This is a genomic window from Paraburkholderia sp. BR13439, assembly GCF_040948805.1.
GTDB classification, from domain to species: Bacteria; Pseudomonadota; Gammaproteobacteria; order Burkholderiales; family Burkholderiaceae; genus Paraburkholderia; species Paraburkholderia youngii.
Window position 1 is genome coordinate 237,384 of the sequence record NZ_JBFPKN010000002.1, and the last position, 15,103, is coordinate 252,486.

General features: G+C 63.1%; 15 protein-coding genes. 13 read left to right on the forward strand and 2 right to left on the reverse strand.

Annotated features, from left to right (window positions below; genetic code table 11):
- Window position 1 precedes the first annotated feature (1 nt).
- The gene (locus AB3X96_RS04990; protein ID WP_368588824.1) at window positions 2–1,636 is read left to right on the forward strand and encodes a cytochrome c; all 1,635 of its coding nucleotides are present in this window, start codon (window positions 2–4) and stop codon (window positions 1,634–1,636) included.
- Between the two features lie 39 nt (window positions 1,637–1,675).
- Here the strand turns inward: AB3X96_RS04990 and AB3X96_RS04995 are convergent, their stop codons facing one another.
- On the reverse strand, window positions 1,676–2,236 hold the full coding sequence (locus AB3X96_RS04995; protein ID WP_368589068.1) for a lytic transglycosylase domain-containing protein: 561 nt from the start codon (window positions 2,234–2,236) through the stop codon (window positions 1,676–1,678).
- 196 nt (window positions 2,237–2,432) lie between these two features.
- Between AB3X96_RS04995 and AB3X96_RS05000 the strand changes: the two genes are divergently transcribed.
- Window positions 2,433–2,795, forward strand: coding sequence for a hypothetical protein (locus AB3X96_RS05000; protein ID WP_368588825.1), 363 nt, complete (start codon window positions 2,433–2,435; stop codon window positions 2,793–2,795).
- Window positions 2,796–2,871: 76 nt separating this feature from the next.
- Window positions 2,872–3,660, forward strand: a complete 789-nt coding sequence (locus AB3X96_RS05005; RefSeq protein ID WP_176108491.1) for a response regulator transcription factor — start codon at window positions 2,872–2,874, stop codon at window positions 3,658–3,660.
- A 33-nt stretch (window positions 3,661–3,693) separates the two neighbouring features.
- Here AB3X96_RS05005 and AB3X96_RS05010 read toward each other — a convergent pair whose 3' ends face one another.
- Window positions 3,694–4,845, reverse strand: coding sequence for a histidine kinase (locus AB3X96_RS05010; RefSeq protein ID WP_368588826.1), 1,152 nt, complete (start codon window positions 4,843–4,845; stop codon window positions 3,694–3,696).
- Between the two features lie 283 nt (window positions 4,846–5,128).
- Here AB3X96_RS05010 and AB3X96_RS05015 point away from each other — a divergent pair, with 283 nt between their 5' ends.
- From AB3X96_RS05015 to AB3X96_RS05060, 10 genes are all read left to right on the forward strand, one after another.
- Complete coding sequence (locus AB3X96_RS05015; protein ID WP_368588827.1) at window positions 5,129–5,851, forward strand: SCO family protein; 723 nt, start codon at window positions 5,129–5,131, stop codon at window positions 5,849–5,851.
- A 28-nt stretch (window positions 5,852–5,879) separates the two neighbouring features.
- On the forward strand, window positions 5,880–6,569 hold the full coding sequence (locus AB3X96_RS05020) for a response regulator (protein ID WP_368588828.1): 690 nt from the start codon (window positions 5,880–5,882) through the stop codon (window positions 6,567–6,569).
- A gap of 169 nt (window positions 6,570–6,738) precedes the next feature.
- Window positions 6,739–7,188 (forward strand): type II secretion system major pseudopilin GspG, encoded by a 450-nt coding sequence (gene gspG / locus AB3X96_RS05025; protein WP_176378121.1) that lies wholly within the window; start codon window positions 6,739–6,741, stop codon window positions 7,186–7,188.
- Window positions 7,189–7,214: 26 nt separating this feature from the next.
- Entirely contained in the window at window positions 7,215–8,414 is a 1,200-nt protein-coding gene (locus AB3X96_RS05030; protein ID WP_368588829.1) for a type II secretion system F family protein, read from the forward strand.
- Between the two features lie 20 nt (window positions 8,415–8,434).
- Window positions 8,435–10,147 carry a GspE/PulE family protein gene (locus AB3X96_RS05035; protein WP_368588830.1) on the forward strand — a complete coding sequence of 571 codons (1,713 nt, stop codon included), beginning with the start codon at window positions 8,435–8,437 and terminating at the stop codon, window positions 10,145–10,147.
- Window positions 10,128–11,000, forward strand: a complete 873-nt coding sequence (locus AB3X96_RS05040) for a hypothetical protein (RefSeq protein ID WP_368588831.1) — start codon at window positions 10,128–10,130, stop codon at window positions 10,998–11,000. The genes AB3X96_RS05035 and AB3X96_RS05040 overlap by 20 nt, the downstream gene beginning before the upstream one ends.
- Complete coding sequence (locus AB3X96_RS05045) at window positions 10,997–11,527, forward strand: PilN domain-containing protein (RefSeq protein WP_176119767.1); 531 nt, start codon at window positions 10,997–10,999, stop codon at window positions 11,525–11,527. The genes AB3X96_RS05040 and AB3X96_RS05045 overlap by 4 nt, the downstream gene beginning before the upstream one ends.
- A complete protein-coding gene (locus AB3X96_RS05050) occupies window positions 11,524–12,096 on the forward strand; it encodes a hypothetical protein (RefSeq protein ID WP_368588832.1) in 573 nt (190 codons plus the stop codon). The genes AB3X96_RS05045 and AB3X96_RS05050 overlap by 4 nt, the downstream gene beginning before the upstream one ends.
- Window positions 12,093–12,827: a hypothetical protein gene (locus AB3X96_RS05055; RefSeq protein ID WP_368588833.1), complete on the forward strand. Its 735-nt coding sequence runs from the start codon at window positions 12,093–12,095 to the stop codon at window positions 12,825–12,827. The genes AB3X96_RS05050 and AB3X96_RS05055 overlap by 4 nt, the downstream gene beginning before the upstream one ends.
- Entirely contained in the window at window positions 12,824–15,100 is a 2,277-nt protein-coding gene (locus AB3X96_RS05060; protein WP_368588834.1) for a secretin N-terminal domain-containing protein, read from the forward strand. Before AB3X96_RS05055 ends, AB3X96_RS05060 begins: the two co-directional genes overlap by 4 nt.
- The last annotated feature ends 3 nt before the right edge of the window (window positions 15,101–15,103 follow it).

Genomic DNA, 15,103 nt, shown 5'->3' on the forward strand with positions numbered 1-15,103 from the left:
CATGCGCCGCGCCGGGTTCTTTGGGGTAGCGGCCGCGCTTGCCGCGCTGCTGCTGGCCGGCGTGCAACAAGCGCGCGGCGCGCCTCCCATCGATGCCGGCGAGTCGATCTACCAGCGCGGCATTGCCGGCTCCGGGGAAGCGGTTCAAGCGAGCCACGATGGCGGCGTGCGCATGCAAGGCGCCGCCGTCGCATGCATGAATTGCCACCGGCGCAGCGGGCTCGGCGCGCGCGAAGGCAACAGCACCATTCCACCGATCAGCGGGCAGTATCTGTTCCACCCGCGGGTTCAGAATCCCGAGGAGCTGGAGATACCCTACGTCGACGGCATGCGGGCCAATCGCGAGCCGTACACGGACGCGACGATCGCCCGTGCAATCCGCGAAGGCGTCGACTCCGAGGGCAAGCCACTCAGCAATCTGATGCCGCAGTTCGCGCTGAACGACGCGGACATGGCGGCGTTGATCGGCTATCTGAAGCGGCTCGACAGGCGCAGGGCGCCGGGCGTCACGGATACCGTGCTGCACTTCGCGACGATCATCACACCGGACGCGGATCCGGTGAAACGGCGCGGCATGCTCGACGTGCTGGAACACTATTTCGCCGACAAGAACGCTTCGCCGCTCGGCGCAACGCCGCCGCTGCGCACCTCGCGCAAGATGATGTTCATGGTCAACCGACGCTGGGAGTTGCATGTGTGGGAACTGCACGGCCCACCCGAGACCTGGCACGAGCAGTTGAAGGCGTATCTGACGCAGCAACCCGTATTTGCGGTGTTGTCGGGAATCGGCGGCAAGAACTGGGCGCCCGTTCACGACTTCTGCGAGCAGGAAGCGGTGCCGTGCCTCTTTCCCAACGTCGACGTGCCAGTCGAGACCGACCAGGACTTTTACTCGATGTATTTCTCGAAGGGCGTTCTGCTCGAGGCCGGGCTGATCGCGAAGCGTATTCTCGACGCGAATAGCGGCTCACCGGCTGGCATGGTGAAGACCGTACGCCAGGTGTATCGCGCGGGCGACAGCGGCGAGGCGGCAGCGCTTGCGCTCGCGAGCGCACTGAAGGACCACGGCGTGAGCGTATCGAGCCACAGGCTCGCGCCGGGCGATAGCGTTGCCGAAGCGCTTCGCGGTGCGCGTGGAACAGATGCGCTGGTGCTGTGGCTGCGGCCACCTGATATCGCGGCGGTCGCGGGCAAGCCGCCCGCTTCGACTCAGGTCTTCGTGTCGGGACTGATGGGTGGCCTCGACCGCATACCCTTGCCGCAAAGGTGGCGCGACGCCGCGCGTATCGCCTATCCGGTCGACCTGCCCGAGGGACGACGCGTGCGTGTCGATTACGCGTTCGGCTGGTTCGCGATCAGGCATATTCAGATCGTCGACGAGCGCGTTCAGGCGGATACCTATCTCGCGTGCGGGCTGCTCGCCGAGACCCTCAGTCACATGGTCGATGCGTTCGTCAGAGACTACCTGGTAGAACGCGTCGATGACATGCTCGACCATCGGATCCTGACGGGCTACTATCCGCGCCTGACGCTCGCGCCGGGTCAGCGCTTTGCCTCGAAGGGCGGTTATCTCGTTCGCTTTGCGCAACCCGAGGACACGCGTGTCGTTGCCGATAGCGCGTGGATCGTGCCGTAGCAGCCGGGCAGGGCGGCATGACAGCGCCGCCGGCGCGCATCAGCCGCTGACCGTCAGCAGACGCCGGTAGCGGTCCAGCACGCGCGGCACGTACTGACGCGTCTCGGGGATCGAAGGGATGCGATAGCCGGCCCGAATCACGGCGTTCTCGCCCGCGTTGTACGCGGCCAGCGCAAGTTCCATGTCGTCCTGGAAGAGATCGAGCAGGAAGCGTAGATAGCGCGCGCCTGCCAGCACGTTGTCGCGGGGATTGAACATGTTGCCGCCCGAAAAGCGCCGCGCGGTGTCGGGCATCAACTGCATGAGACCTTGGGCACCTTTGTCCGATACGGCATTCGGGTCGTAGCGCGACTCGACGTCGATCACCGCGCGCAGCAGTTCGGGCGCCACGCGAAAGGTGCGGCTTGCTTCTTCGATCACGGCGCTGAATGTGCTGTTTGTACGTTTCGCACTTCGTTCGGGCGGCGGGTCTCCCGCGACGATCACGCGCAGTCCCGCCGTGCCCGGTGTATTGGTCAGGACGATCGCACCTTGGCTGTCGACCGCGCCAAAGATGTCCGCATGCGCGAGCCCAGTTGATGTCATGCCGAGGGCCATCATGACCGCCCGAAGCGTACTCGCCGACAGCAAAGAAAAGCGCTTGCGCATGTTCGACATCCCTCCGCGTCGTCATTGTGAATCGCGCAAAAGGACCTGAGCAATGGGGCACCCTCCTACTTTTGGAGGTGCGCCGGGTGGGGTATTTTCTGATTTGCAGAAATGTTACGTTTGTAACGAATCGTGAGATCCGTCAGGCTTGGCTACTGTTCGTCATTCGCTGCAAGGAAGGAAAATAGTTCCGATAGGGACGGATGGCGTAGTTTGTACTGCCTCGCATGCGGGAAATACAGGAAAAACGCACTTTATTCCTGTTATTACCAAAATCAGTTTTTCAGTCGAACGTATCTGTTTTGAAACGTTTTTCGCCGACTTAATTAATCCAATTAAACGTTTAGACGTGCTTCCCGAATCTGGAAAAGGGCGCGAGCCAGATGGCGCGAACCTTGCACAGCAAGCCGCGCGGGCGATCGGATGGGGTCAAAAAAATATGTCAAGTCAAAGTAAGAAGATATTAATTTATTGGAAAGAAATATCCAAGGAATTAGAAAGAAATATTTGAAAGAAGAAAATCGTCCTGCCACAGGCGCTTACGGTTGATGAATCAACCGTCCATGCTCTAACGAGGAGTGGGGATCGTGAATACCAAATATCGCGTCCTGGTCAGCGAGGATCATGATCTGCTGCGAAAAGGATTGTGCTCGATGCTGTCAGCACAAGGCGAATTTCCTGTTGTCGGAGAGGCGACGGACGGCAAGCAAGCCTGCCAGTTCGCGATGGCGCTCAATCCTGATCTGATCCTGATGGATCTGTCGATGCGCGGCATGAACGGCATCGACGCGAGCGCGGCGATCAAGCGCCGTTCGCCTCACGTGCGTATCCTGGCGCTCACCGTGCATCAAAACGAAGAGTACGTGCGTGAAGCGCTGCGTGCGGGCGTCGACGGTTATGTGCTGAAAGATGTTTCGTTCGACGAACTGATTGTTGCGATGCGCGCGGTGATGCAGGGAAAAAAGCATCTGAGCGCCGATGTGTACGGCTACATGGTCGACTCTTTCATTACCGGCCGGGAAGCAGTGGCGCCGAAGAACGCGTGGGACATTCTCACGGCGCGCGAGCGCAGTGTGCTGAAGCTGATTGCTGAAGGGCGTACCAACCGGCAGGTCGGAGAATATCTAAACCTCAGCCCGAAGACGATCGAGAAGTATCGGGCGAGCGTGATGCACAAGCTCGCCATCGAGAATCTGACGGAACTCGTGCTGGTCGCGATCAGCATGGGGCTGTTGACCTCGCTCGCGACCAAATGCGCGGAACGCGATTCCGACAAGCCAGTCCAGCCGCCGGTTGCGCATCCGGAGCCGCCAGCGGCCCCCGGCGATGTCGAGGAACTGCCAGCGTCGAGGCTCAGTGGACCAGCAGCCGGATGAGGGCAGCGCGCGTGGGCGAGCCGGCGGTGTCCGTCAAAGCGTCCAACTCGCCGATACGAGTGTGCCGATGGCGTCGGAAGAGTGGATCGAGAGAAAGCCACCCTGCGATTCGACACGGTGTTGCATACCGGCGAGGCCGAGGCCCATCGAACCGATGTCTTCAGGTGACAGGGGGCGCGTGTCGTAGCCGGTGCCGTTGTCCTGAACGGTGAGCAGCAGACCGGTGTCGATCCGTTGCAGGGTGAGTCGGATCTCGGTTGCCGCTGCATGCTTGACGATGTTATTGAGGGCTTCCTGAGCGAGGCGGAAAATGTCCGCCTTCAGGTAGTCGGGCACATCGCGGTCGTCGACGTCGCAGCGGAAGTTCACCGCCAGGCCTTCGGCACTGCGCTCGACGCGCCGGCACAGCGTGTTCAACGCGACGGCGAGACCCAGCCGGTCGAGTGCTAGCGGACGAAGTTCGCCGCAAATCTGTCGCATCTCGCCGATCGCCTCGCGCACTTGCAGGACGGTGGCGTCGAGCTTTTGCGCGGCGTCTTCGGCTTGTCCGCGACGCAGGCGCATGCGCGAGTCCTCGACCATCAGCTTGATCAGCGTGAGCGCCTGGCCTAGACCGTCGTGCAGTTCGGCGGCGAGGCGTTGACGCTCGCGTTGCTGACCGATCATCAGATACTTCAGCCGATCGCGGGCCGCCGCTTCGGGGAGATGGACGCCAGGCGCAAGCGAGGCATCGGCTGCAAGGGGTTCCTCGAAGAGCATCAGTTGCGCGGCTTGCCCATCGGGCGGTTTCTGCTGCGCCTCGTCGGACGCGATCGGTTGGCGGTGCAGTAACAGCAAGGTGGGACGGCCATTGCGCAAGGTCAGCATCGTGGTGATCGGAGCAAACTCGTGAGCGGGATCGACCGATAGCTGAGCGGCGAGCGATGCGCGTTCACCCTCGGGCGCCATGTCCAGCAGCGAGCGGCCGACGAGTTCGCCGTTCGCGTATCCGAGCAACGCTGCGGCGCTGCGGTTCACCGACAGGAACGCGCCATGCGCCGACAGGATCGCAAGCGCGGCGCCGCGCGCGTCAGTGACGTTGTCCAGTCGCGTTTCGTCGAGTCGCGCCGCGATCCCAAGCTTGCGCATCGCATCGACAAGGTCGCGCAACCTCAGTTGCCGTGCAGCGGGCGGAGGTGCCTGCATGGGATCTCCCCAGCGAGTTTGCTTAAGGAAACCTTGAGCATTGGTTATGAATTGTAGGTCCGCGCACGTCGCTCTGCCAACGGGACAACTACGCACGTCGCGCGGGGGACACTCCGCTTTATGCGGGGTGGATGTTACCGCTGGTAGACGTACCCTACCGCGCTTTGGGGGACTTTATCCAATGACGTGCGCGGGCGATTTCATGAGACTGAATTGAACGGCCGGGTGCGTCGCTGTGCTGCTTGCATCGCGCCATTGCCATTCCATTATCTCAGGAGACCCCATGAAGACGAACCGCACATGGATGATCGGCGCGCTCGTGCTGACCGGCGCAGGGCTGACAGGCGTCGGCGCCGTGGCCGCGACTGCCGAAGACGTCGCCGATGGCGCCGCGATCGAGGTGCAACGTCATCAGGTGACGGACATGCAGCCGGCGCCTGCCGGGAAGATGGCCCATGAGATGGCCCACGACACCGCGATGCAAATGCATCACCACCATGACATGACCACGGGCACGGTGCGCTCGAGTGTGCAATACACACTGCCCGCGGTGACGCTGGTTCGCGACGACGGCAAAGCTGTTTCGCTCCCCGACGAGCTGAACGACGGCCGTCCGGTCATCCTGACGTTCATCTACACGAGTTGCACGACGATATGCCCAATGGTCAGTCAAACCTTCGAGGAATTGCAAGCGAGGCTCGGCGCCGACCGTGACAAGGTTCATCTCGTGTCGATCTCGATCGATCCCGAAGAGGACACGACAGCCCGCCTGAAGGCCTACGCCGCCCGCTTCGATGCCGGCCCCGAGTGGCAGCACTACACCGGCACCGTCGAGGCTAGTATCGCGGCTCAACGCGCGTTCAACGTCTATCGTGGCGACAAGATGAATCACACCGCCGTGGTCTTTTTCCGCGCGGCACCCGGCAAGCCGTGGCTGCGTCTGGACGGTCTCGCAACGCCGGCCGAACTGCTGAGTGCTTACCACGACGTCGTCGCCTCGAACTAGTCATGGGGGGCCGCCAGGAGCGAGCAAAGTGGCGACGACTTATCACGTACTGATCGCCGAGGATCAGCATCTGTTGCGCGGCGGTCTCCGTACGATGGTGTCCTCCCTGCCTGACTACACCGTCGCGGGCGAGGCGACCGACGGTATCAAGGCGTGCAGTCTCGCCTGGGCCATCCGGCCCGATCTGATCCTGATGGATCTCTCGATGCCTGGCATGAGCGGCATCGAGGCCATTGCCGTGATCAAGTATCGGATACCGCAGGTGCGGATCATCGCGCTGACGATCCACAGCAGCGACGAGCACGTGCAGGAGGCGTTCGCGGCGGGCGCCGATGGCTACGTGATCAAGGACGCCTCGTTCGAAGAACTCGTCGGCGAAATGCGCCTCGTGATGGAGGGCAAACGCAACCCCGCGTTCGAACAGCATGCCGGGAACGGCGTATCGTGCGATCCGCTGCCAGGCGTTTCGCGCCATGCGCAGCTATGGCACACCTTGACCGCTCGCGAACGCGCGGTGCTGAGGCTTGTCGCGGAAGGCTGCACCAATCGGCAGGTCGGCGAGTATCTGCAACTCAGCCCGAAGACCATCGAAAAGCACCGCGCGAGCCTGATGCGCAAGCTCGACGTGACGAACGTCACCGGCCTCGTGCTGATCGCGCTCGACATGGGTGTGCTGCCGTTGTCGAAACCGGCACGCGCGCTCGATCGCTTCCTGTGAACGACGCGGGAACTGGAGGGTCTTTACCCATCCCTTTGGTCTGGTCTCCCTACTTCTTGCCGGTGTCCACCTGAACAAGAATGAGCAAAACGGCTCTGGTGTTATCGGGCCGGTGGGTCGACAGAGAGGGGGCACCGTGCGCAACGAATCTTTCCCGGTCAGGGCCGCCATGCGCAGCAGCGTGACGCTCCCTCCACGCATTGGCGATGCACGTCGGCGCAACGGCGGTTTCACGCTGCTCGAACTGCTCGTGGTCATGGTCATCATCGGCTTGCTCGCGGGGCTGGTCGCGCCGCGCTATTTCGAACAGGTTGGCAAGTCGAACACCAAGATCGCGCGGGCCCAGATCGACTCGTTGAGCAAGGCGCTCGATCAATACAGGCTCGACATGGGCGTCTATCCGACGACCGAGGAGGGCCTTCAGGCGCTGATGACCAAACCTCAGGACGCAACGAACTGGAGTGGCCCGTATCTGCAGAAAGCGGTGCCGCCGGATCCGTGGGGTCGCCCCTACCATTACCGCTCGCCCGGCGAGCATGGCGACTACGACCTGTACTCGCTTGGTAAGGACGGCAAGGTGGGCGGCACCGGTGAGAACACGAACGTCACGTCCTGGTAGTGCGGCTCTGAGCGAGGAGAATCGACGTGAAGTACCTGCTGCGCGGCTTCGATACCAGCGGTTCAGTGCAAACGCTTCGCGTCGACTGCGATTCGTCCGCAGCCGCGATAGCGCTCGCGCGCGCAAGGGGATTGCGCGTGGTGTCGGTACGTGCGCAAGCGCGAGGTCAGCGCCGGTCTGGCTGGAGCGCGATGCCGGGCGCGAAATTCAACGTCGAGCTGTTCGCGCGCGAACTCGCGGCCTTGCTCGATGCCGGCGTCGGCGTGATCGACGCATTGCGCACGCTACGCGGCAATGAGCGCCGCGAGGCGTCGGCGGAGGTGTATGGCGATTTGCTGCGGCAGCTCGAAGAAGGGCACTCGCTGTCCGCGGCGCTCGAGCATGCTAGCCGCGTGTTTCCCCCTATCCTCGTGGCGTGCGTGAAAGCGAGCGAACAGACCGGCGGTCTTGCCGACAGTCTGACGCGCTATTCACGCAACAGTGCGCTGCTTCACGAACTGCGCGGCCGCGTGGTGTCGGCCGCGATCTATCCATCCGTGCTACTGCTCGTAGGCGCGGCCGTCGTGCTGTTTCTGCTGGGTTTCGTCGTGCCGCGCTTTGCGACCCTGCTCGAGCATAGCGGACGCGAGCTGCCGCTGCTCTCGCAATTGCTGATGGCCTGGGGCGGTATGGTGCATGCCCACGGAATGGCGCTCAGTGTGGGCCTCGCCGTGCTGGCGGTGACGGTCGCCGTCGCGCTGCGCCGGGCCGCCGCGCGCAACTGGATCGCGGATCGCCTGCTCGCCTTGCCCGGTATTGGTCTGCACTTCCGGGTGTTTCGGCAGTCGCAGTTTTTTCGCACTACAGCGATGCTGGTCGAAGGCGGCATTCCCGCCACGCGTGCCTTCACACTCGCCAGTGGACTGGTGAGCCGGGCCGATCAGACGGCCGTGGAAAGTGCCATGCAGCAGGTACGCAATGGCGCGAGGATCTCCGACGCGTTCCAGCAAGCGGGTCTCGCCAACGCGATTACCTATCGCTTGCTGACCGTCGCTGAGAAGACCGGTGGCCTGGGTCCTGTTCTCGACAGAATCGCCGCATTCCAGGAAGCGCAAGTGTCGCGCACGATCGATCTGATTTCGCGGCTGATCGAGCCGGCGATGATGATTTTCATCGGCGTGGTGATCGGAGGGATTGTCGTGTTGATGTACATGCCGATCTTTGAAATTGCGTCGAGCATCCAGTAGGCCGTGTCGAGGGGAAACGCATGGATACGATCAGCGAGGCACCGCAATCTCAGGGCGTTGAATTGCGTGACGCGCTGCGCGCGCTCAGCGACAGGCACGGCTCGGGCATTCGCGCACTGGAAGAGTTGATGGTGCAGGCGTCGCTAAGCGCCGACGAAATGGTGGATCGGCTCGCCGGGCAGTTCCGCATGAAGTCGATCGGCATGCAGGAATTGAACCGGCTGGAAGCGGATTTCGAGGTACTGCCGTTCGTCGAAGCCACCACCCGGTTGTGCGTGTGCTTTCGCGAGCCGGATCAGAACGGCGCGCTGCTGTTCGTGATCGCCGATCCGCTCGACGCCCGCACGCGCGGCGTGATGGAGCACCGGATGCGGGCGCGGCCCACTTCGCGGTATAGCTGGGCGCTGGCGAGCGTCGGTGACCTCACCGCGTGGCTCGCCATGCGCGAAAAAGACGTGCGCGCGATGGATTCGCTCGCCCTCGACGATGAGGTGCAGCACACCGCCGATCCCGCTTCGCTCGCGCTCACGTTGCAGGGCATCAGCAGCGACGACAGCGCCGTGGTGCGTCTGCTCAACTCCACCATCTACGACGCGTTGAAGATGATGGCGAGCGACATCCATCTCGAGTGCCGTGCAAACGGGCTGAAGATCAAGTGCCGGGTGGATGGCGTGCTGACCGTGGTCGGCCGTGCCGAGGGACGCGATGTCGCGGACCAGGTGCTGTCGCGCGTGAAGGTCATCTCCGAGCTCGACATCGCGGAGCGCCGCGTGCCGCAGGACGGTCGCTTCAAGGCGGTGTACGCGGGCCGCGAAATCGACTTTCGCGTGTCGATCATGCCGAACCAGTTCGGCGAAGATGCGGTCCTGCGCATTCTCGACCGTTATCAGCTTTCGCAGGCGCCGGGCGGATTGACACTCGAAACACTGGGATTCCGTAGCGACGACACGCGCTTCATGCGCTCGGTGGCGTCCATGCCCTACGGAATGCTGCTGGTGACGGGGCCGACGGGCAGCGGCAAAACGACGACGTTGTACGCGATTCTCACCGAGATCAACGACGGCCTGGAAAAGATCGTCACGATCGAGGACCCAGTTGAATATCAACTGGGGGACATCCTGCAGATACCGGTGAATGAAGCGAAGGGACTGACGTTCGCCCGCGGACTGCGATCGATCCTGCGGCACGATCCGGACAAGATCATGGTCGGTGAAATCCGCGATCCTGAAACCGCGCAAATCGCCGTGCAGGCGGCGTTGACCGGACACCAGGTGTTCACGACGGTGCACGCGAACAACGTGTTCGACGTGATAGGCCGCTTCACGAACATGGACGTCGATCCGTACAGCTTCGTGTCGGCCCTGAATGGCGTGATCGCGCAGCGGCTGTTGCGCCAGTGCTGTGCCGACTGCGTGGTGGACGACACGGTCGATCGAGACACATTGGCCCGTTCCGGCATCGATCCGGACAACGTGGGCAGCTACCGTTTTCGCCACGGCGCCGGTTGCGCGGCTTGCCGTGGCAGCGGCTATCGCGGGCGCCGCGCGGTCGCGGAAACGCTGCGCATGAACGACGAGTTGCGGCAATTGTTATCGGAGCGCGCGCCACTTGGGCACATCAAGGCAGCCGCACTGCGCTATGGGATGCAGACCATGCGCACGGCCGCGCTCTCGCTCGTGAAGCAGGGCGAAACCACACTCGAGGAGATCAACCGTGTCACCATGGTTGAATAGTCCGCTCGCCATCGGCGTCGGTACACGCGAACTGGTCATGGCGGCGACGGCGCCGCGCTGGAGGGTTGCGCGCCGTCATGCCGCAGCGCTTGCGGAACCCAAGAGCGTTGCCATTCCCGATGAGCAGTGCTTCACCGAAAGAGGCGTGCTCGACGCGTTGAACATTGCATTAGCCGCCGACGCCGGGCAGACGGCGCGCACGGTGTTGGTCAAACGCCAGGCGCACATCATGCTGGACGATTTCTGGGCGAGCCACGCCATCTTGCGAGGCGACTTCCGCACACTGAGCGCAAGCGAAACCAACCAGATCGTGCTCGCTCACTTCTCTGATCTGTATGGCATCGAGGCCGAGTCCGTGCAGGTGCGCTTTTCGGTGCAGCGCGGGGGTCATGCGGTCTTCGCGAGTGCCATCGCTTGCACGCTGCACGACGGCATCCACGATGCGGGGATGGCTGCGGGCGTCGACGTCCGGTCTCTCAAGCTATGCCTGCCAGAATTGCTCAATCGCGTGCAGGACGCCGCCGCCGGTGCCGGCACGGCGCTGCTGTTGTTCGTCGCGGACACGCTGATGCAGGCTGTGCTGTTCGAGGAGAACCGTTGGGTCGCCTATGACTCGCAGCGTATTTTTCCCGGCGACGCCAGCGACGCCGAGCGGATCGCCGCACACGCCGAACAGTCGTTCGAGCGTCTCGCCGGACGAACGAGCGGGAAACGCGAGGAATGCAGAATATGTCTGTGCGGCGCCGAATTGGATCCTGCGCCATTCGAGGGGCGCTTTTGCGCGACGCAGAGCGTCGCGCAACCGGCGATGGACAAGCCGGTCGCGTATCGTTTGATGGAGGCCGCGCGATGATGCCCCGCCTTCACATCGATTTTGGCCGTCGCCGCTTGCAGGGCGCTCCGGCGGGGATGGTGCTGCTGTGTGTCGCCAGCCTGTTGTTGCTGGTGAGTGGTGAACGGCTCTGGCACGCCTACGACGAAAGCGACCGCGTGCAAGCGCAACAGGACGCGCAGAGGCGCCGGCTGTTTGCGGAATCGCACTCCGCGAAGACGCCGCCGACGCCGGCCACGCGGCTCGCGGAGAACCAGAGCCTCGCGGTGTTGCGCGAGCTGACCGTGCCGTGGCAGGACCTGCTGTCGATCGTCGAGGACTATCCGGACCACGACGTCGCGCTGATAGGCATCGATCAGAGTCCTGCGCAAAGCCAGATCCGTATCACGGCGGAAGCGAAGAACTTCGACGCGATGATCGCGTACCTCCGGTATCTGCAGGACAGTGTGCTGCTGCGCGAAGCCGTGCTCAACGATCACGTTATCGAAACCAATGTGCCTGGTACGCCGGTGCGCTTTCAGATTACCGCCGTCTGGAGAAAGTCATGAACGGCGCTCGGATGGAGGACAGGTTGCTCACGTGGCGTTTCGAGCTGCGGCGCACGCTCGGACTGCCGGGCTTGCTCGGCGCATTGCTGCTGGGGGCGGCGGCGGTGGTCGCCGTAGCGGCTATGCGAGTCGACGCAAACGTCGATTCGCACGAACTGCGCGACTCCGAGCGTCTTGCGCACCCCGCCAGGGCGCGTCATGCCGACGCCGAGCGTGCGGCGGTTGTCGACGCGGTTTCACTTCATGCGTTACCCGAACTGTTCCCGGGTTTCGCGCAGAGCGCCGACGATATTGCGACGATCCTCGCCCAGGCGCACGACAGCAACCTGACGCTCGGCTCGGCCGAGTATCTCGTGACGAACGATTCAAGCGCGCATTTTGTGCGCTATCAGATGCTGCTGCCGGTCAAGGATCAGTATGGTGCGATCCGGCGTTTTCTGGCGTCGGTGCTCAATAACGTACCGAACGCGGCGTTGCGCGAGATCCATGTCGAGCGCCCCGCGGTAGATGGCAACGTACTGGATGCGCGGGTGCGCTTCGAACTCGTCTATCGGGCAGCGCAGCCATGAAGCCCGATCTCGTCGGCCGCGTGTTGCTGATGGTCTGCGCGATCGCTGCGGTAGGGATGTCTTTGCGTGAGCTGAAACCCGTGCTGCGCACGCCGACGGTCGTGACTGTGATGAAAGGCGCGCTTCGCAGCGGGGCTGCGCTGCGGATGGTTGCCTTGCATCGCGACGAGGCGGCGCGTGCGGCCGGTGCGGTGCCGGTTGCTGCGCCGGCTGTGGCAAGTGCACCGAATGTCGCGAGTGTGGCGAGCGCAGTGAACGCAGCGAAGCCGCCAAGCATGGCAAATGCGACAAACGCCGCGAGTTCAGCAATTTCAGCAAGTTCGCCGATTCCGGTCAAAACGACCGGGTCAGCGAAATCAGCACCGACAGCGCGCGACAAACTCCGCGCGCTGCGTACGCCACTCTCGCTTGAATCGGCGAACAATCCGTTCGCCGCGTCGTCGTGGCTGCCGCCACCGCCGCCCGTGGTCGTGGCCCCCGCGCCACCGGAGCCCGTTGCGCCGCCCACCGCGCCGCCCGTGCCGTTTACCTACCTCGGCGAACTCGACGCCAAAGCGGCAAAACCCCAGGTTTTCCTCAGCAACGGCGATCGCCTGCTGATCGTTTCGCCGGGTGAAGTCATCGACGAGCAGTATCGCATCGAGTCGATTTCGGAGAGTGGCGTCGTGCTGACTTATCTGCCTCTCAATGAGAGACAGATACTAACCACGCAAGCGAAGGACAATAAATGAAAACCGCACGCAACCGGGGTGAGAGCCGCCACGGTGACAGCGGCTCGTGCAAACATCTGTCGGCTGCCCGATCGCCTGGCGACCAGCGTCCCACTGTCAATTGGGCCGCGGGGCGGCTCGCGTTGCTGAGCATCGCAACCATGCTTGCCTTCAGCGGCTGCATTCATTCGCCGACCCGTGAGAGCGATCCGACCAACGCCGAGTTGCAGCTCAACTATCTGCGCGACCGCGATCATAAGGTCAATGCGCTGCTCGACGAAGCCGACCAGTTGCGTCAGAGCTATCAATTCGATGTGGCGATCCAGAAGCTCTACGCGGCCAGCCAGCTCGATCCGAACAGCGAACGCGGGCGCAATATCGGCGCAGCGATCGATCGGGATCGCCGCGATCTGGTCTCGCTGCAGGAGGCCGACCGGATGATGCGGCGCGGTTCATATACGTTGGCTTCCGAACGCATTCACCGCGTGCTGGCCCAGAATCCAACCAATGCGATGGCGCTGCAGATGGCGCAGGAGATCGACGAAAAACGGCAGCAGCAACGTGCGGCGAAAGATGAGGAGATTGCCGCTTCGTCGATCATGCGCACACCGGTGACGCTGCAGTTCCGCGACGCGAATGTACGGATGGTGTTTGAAGCGTTGTCGAGGACCTCGGGCTTGAACGTGATCTTCGATCGGGACGTGCGTGCCGACCTGAAGACCACGATCTTCGTGACCAACGCGTCGCTGCAGGACACGGTCAACATGATCCTGATGCAGAACCAGCTCGACAAGAAACAGCTCAACGCGAACACGCTTTTCATCTACCCGGCTACCGCTGCGAAGCAGCTCGAATACCAGGAGCTGAAAGTGCGCACATTCCAGTTGTCGAACGTCGAAGCCAAGCAGGTCCAGTCGCTATTGAAAAGCCTGTTGAAGATCAAGGAGGTGGTCGTCGACGAGCGCGCCAATACCGTCACGATCCGGGGCACGCCGGACACGATTCGCGTCGCCGAGGATATGATCGCGGCGCAGGATCTGCCGGAGCCTGAGGTGATGCTGGAAGTGAAGGTTCTGGAGGTGTCCCACGACCGGCTGACCGACCTCGGTATCGAGTGGCCTAATACATTTACGATGTCGACGCCGTCTACCGTGGACACGTGGGGCGCGTTGCGTCATTTGCCGCTCAATGCATATAACGTCAGCGGTCTGTCGGCCACAGCGAACTTCAAGCTCAGCGACGTCGATGCCAACCTGCTGGCGAGCCCGCGCATTCGCGCGCGCAACAAGGAAAAGGCGCGGATCCTGATCGGCGACAAGGTACCGGTGATTTCGAGTTCGAGCACGCCGAGCACGAGCGGGCCGTCTTTCGCACAAACCATTCAGTACCTCGATGTCGGTATCAAGCTCGAGGTTGAGCCGCAGGTCTACCGTGACGGCGACGTGGGTATGAAGCTGAACCTCGAAGTCAGCAACATCACCAAGACGATTTCCAACAGTAACTCCTCAACGGGGCTCACTTCGCTCGCCTATCAGATCGGCACGCGCAGTGCGTCGACGAGTCTGCGGGTGCGCGATGGCGAGAGCCAGATTCTCGGCGGCCTGATTCAGGATGAGGACCGCGTGACCGCCGACAAAGTGCCGGGGCTTGGACAGTTGCCCGTGCTCGGGCGCCTGTTCTCGAATCACAATGGCGACCACTTGAAGACGGAAATCGTGCTGCAGATTACGCCGCATATCGTGCGTCCGCAGCAATCCGCCGACGCCGATACGCAAGAGCTGTGGTCGGGGACCGACGTGAATGTGCATGCGGAGCAGTTGCGGCTCGATCCGGTGGGCGCCGAGGCGACTCAACAGGTGCCGGTTCCCGCGATGCGTGCGCCCGGCAGTGTCGGCGGCGGCACGACAGGGGCGTCACGCGATTCCCAAGCCGCTGCGCAGGGTTCCGGCACGGTGCCGCCGACCAGTTCGTTCGGCCAACTGCCGCCGGCGCCGCGCACCACGCCTCCGCCCGCGCCCTACGGTGGCCGTTTCTCGACACTGCCGAGCGTGCCAGCGACGCCGCCGGGCCCTGTGGCGGTTCCGGGAGCGGAGCAGAGCGGGGCTGAGACCGCTGCGGCCCCAGACGCGAATGCGGCACAGCCAGGCACTCAGGCTCAGGCCCCCGCGGCCGCTCCTGCACCCGCTCAAGCGCCGGCTCCGCCGCCCGCGTTTCCGCCGGGGAACGTCGTGATGCCGCCAGGGGATATGCCGAGCGACAACCCGCTGCGTCCGATTCAGAACGGTGGTTACTGAGCC

What these genes read in the sequence shown, in the direction of transcription:
- AB3X96_RS05055 (WP_368588833.1), top strand. Translation starts at nt 12,093, where the DNA reads ATGAAGCCCGATCTCGTCGGCCGCGTGTTGCTGATGGTCTGCGCGATC.
- AB3X96_RS04990 (WP_368588824.1), top strand. Translation starts at nt 2, where the DNA reads ATGCGCCGCGCCGGGTTCTTTGGGGTAGCGGCCGCGCTTGCCGCGCTG.
- AB3X96_RS05045 (WP_176119767.1), top strand. Translation starts at nt 10,997, where the DNA reads ATGATGCCCCGCCTTCACATCGATTTTGGCCGTCGCCGCTTGCAGGGC.
- AB3X96_RS05060 (WP_368588834.1), top strand. Translation starts at nt 12,824, where the DNA reads ATGAAAACCGCACGCAACCGGGGTGAGAGCCGCCACGGTGACAGCGGC.
- AB3X96_RS05010 (WP_368588826.1), bottom strand. Translation starts at nt 4,845, where the DNA reads ATGCAGGCACCTCCGCCCGCTGCACGGCAACTGAGGTTGCGCGACCTT.
- AB3X96_RS05035 (WP_368588830.1), top strand. Translation starts at nt 8,435, where the DNA reads ATGGATACGATCAGCGAGGCACCGCAATCTCAGGGCGTTGAATTGCGT.
- gspG (WP_176378121.1), top strand. Translation starts at nt 6,739, where the DNA reads ATGCGCAGCAGCGTGACGCTCCCTCCACGCATTGGCGATGCACGTCGG.
- AB3X96_RS05050 (WP_368588832.1), top strand. Translation starts at nt 11,524, where the DNA reads ATGAACGGCGCTCGGATGGAGGACAGGTTGCTCACGTGGCGTTTCGAG.
- AB3X96_RS04995 (WP_368589068.1), bottom strand. Translation starts at nt 2,236, where the DNA reads ATGATGGCCCTCGGCATGACATCAACTGGGCTCGCGCATGCGGACATC.
- AB3X96_RS05015 (WP_368588827.1), top strand. Translation starts at nt 5,129, where the DNA reads ATGAAGACGAACCGCACATGGATGATCGGCGCGCTCGTGCTGACCGGC.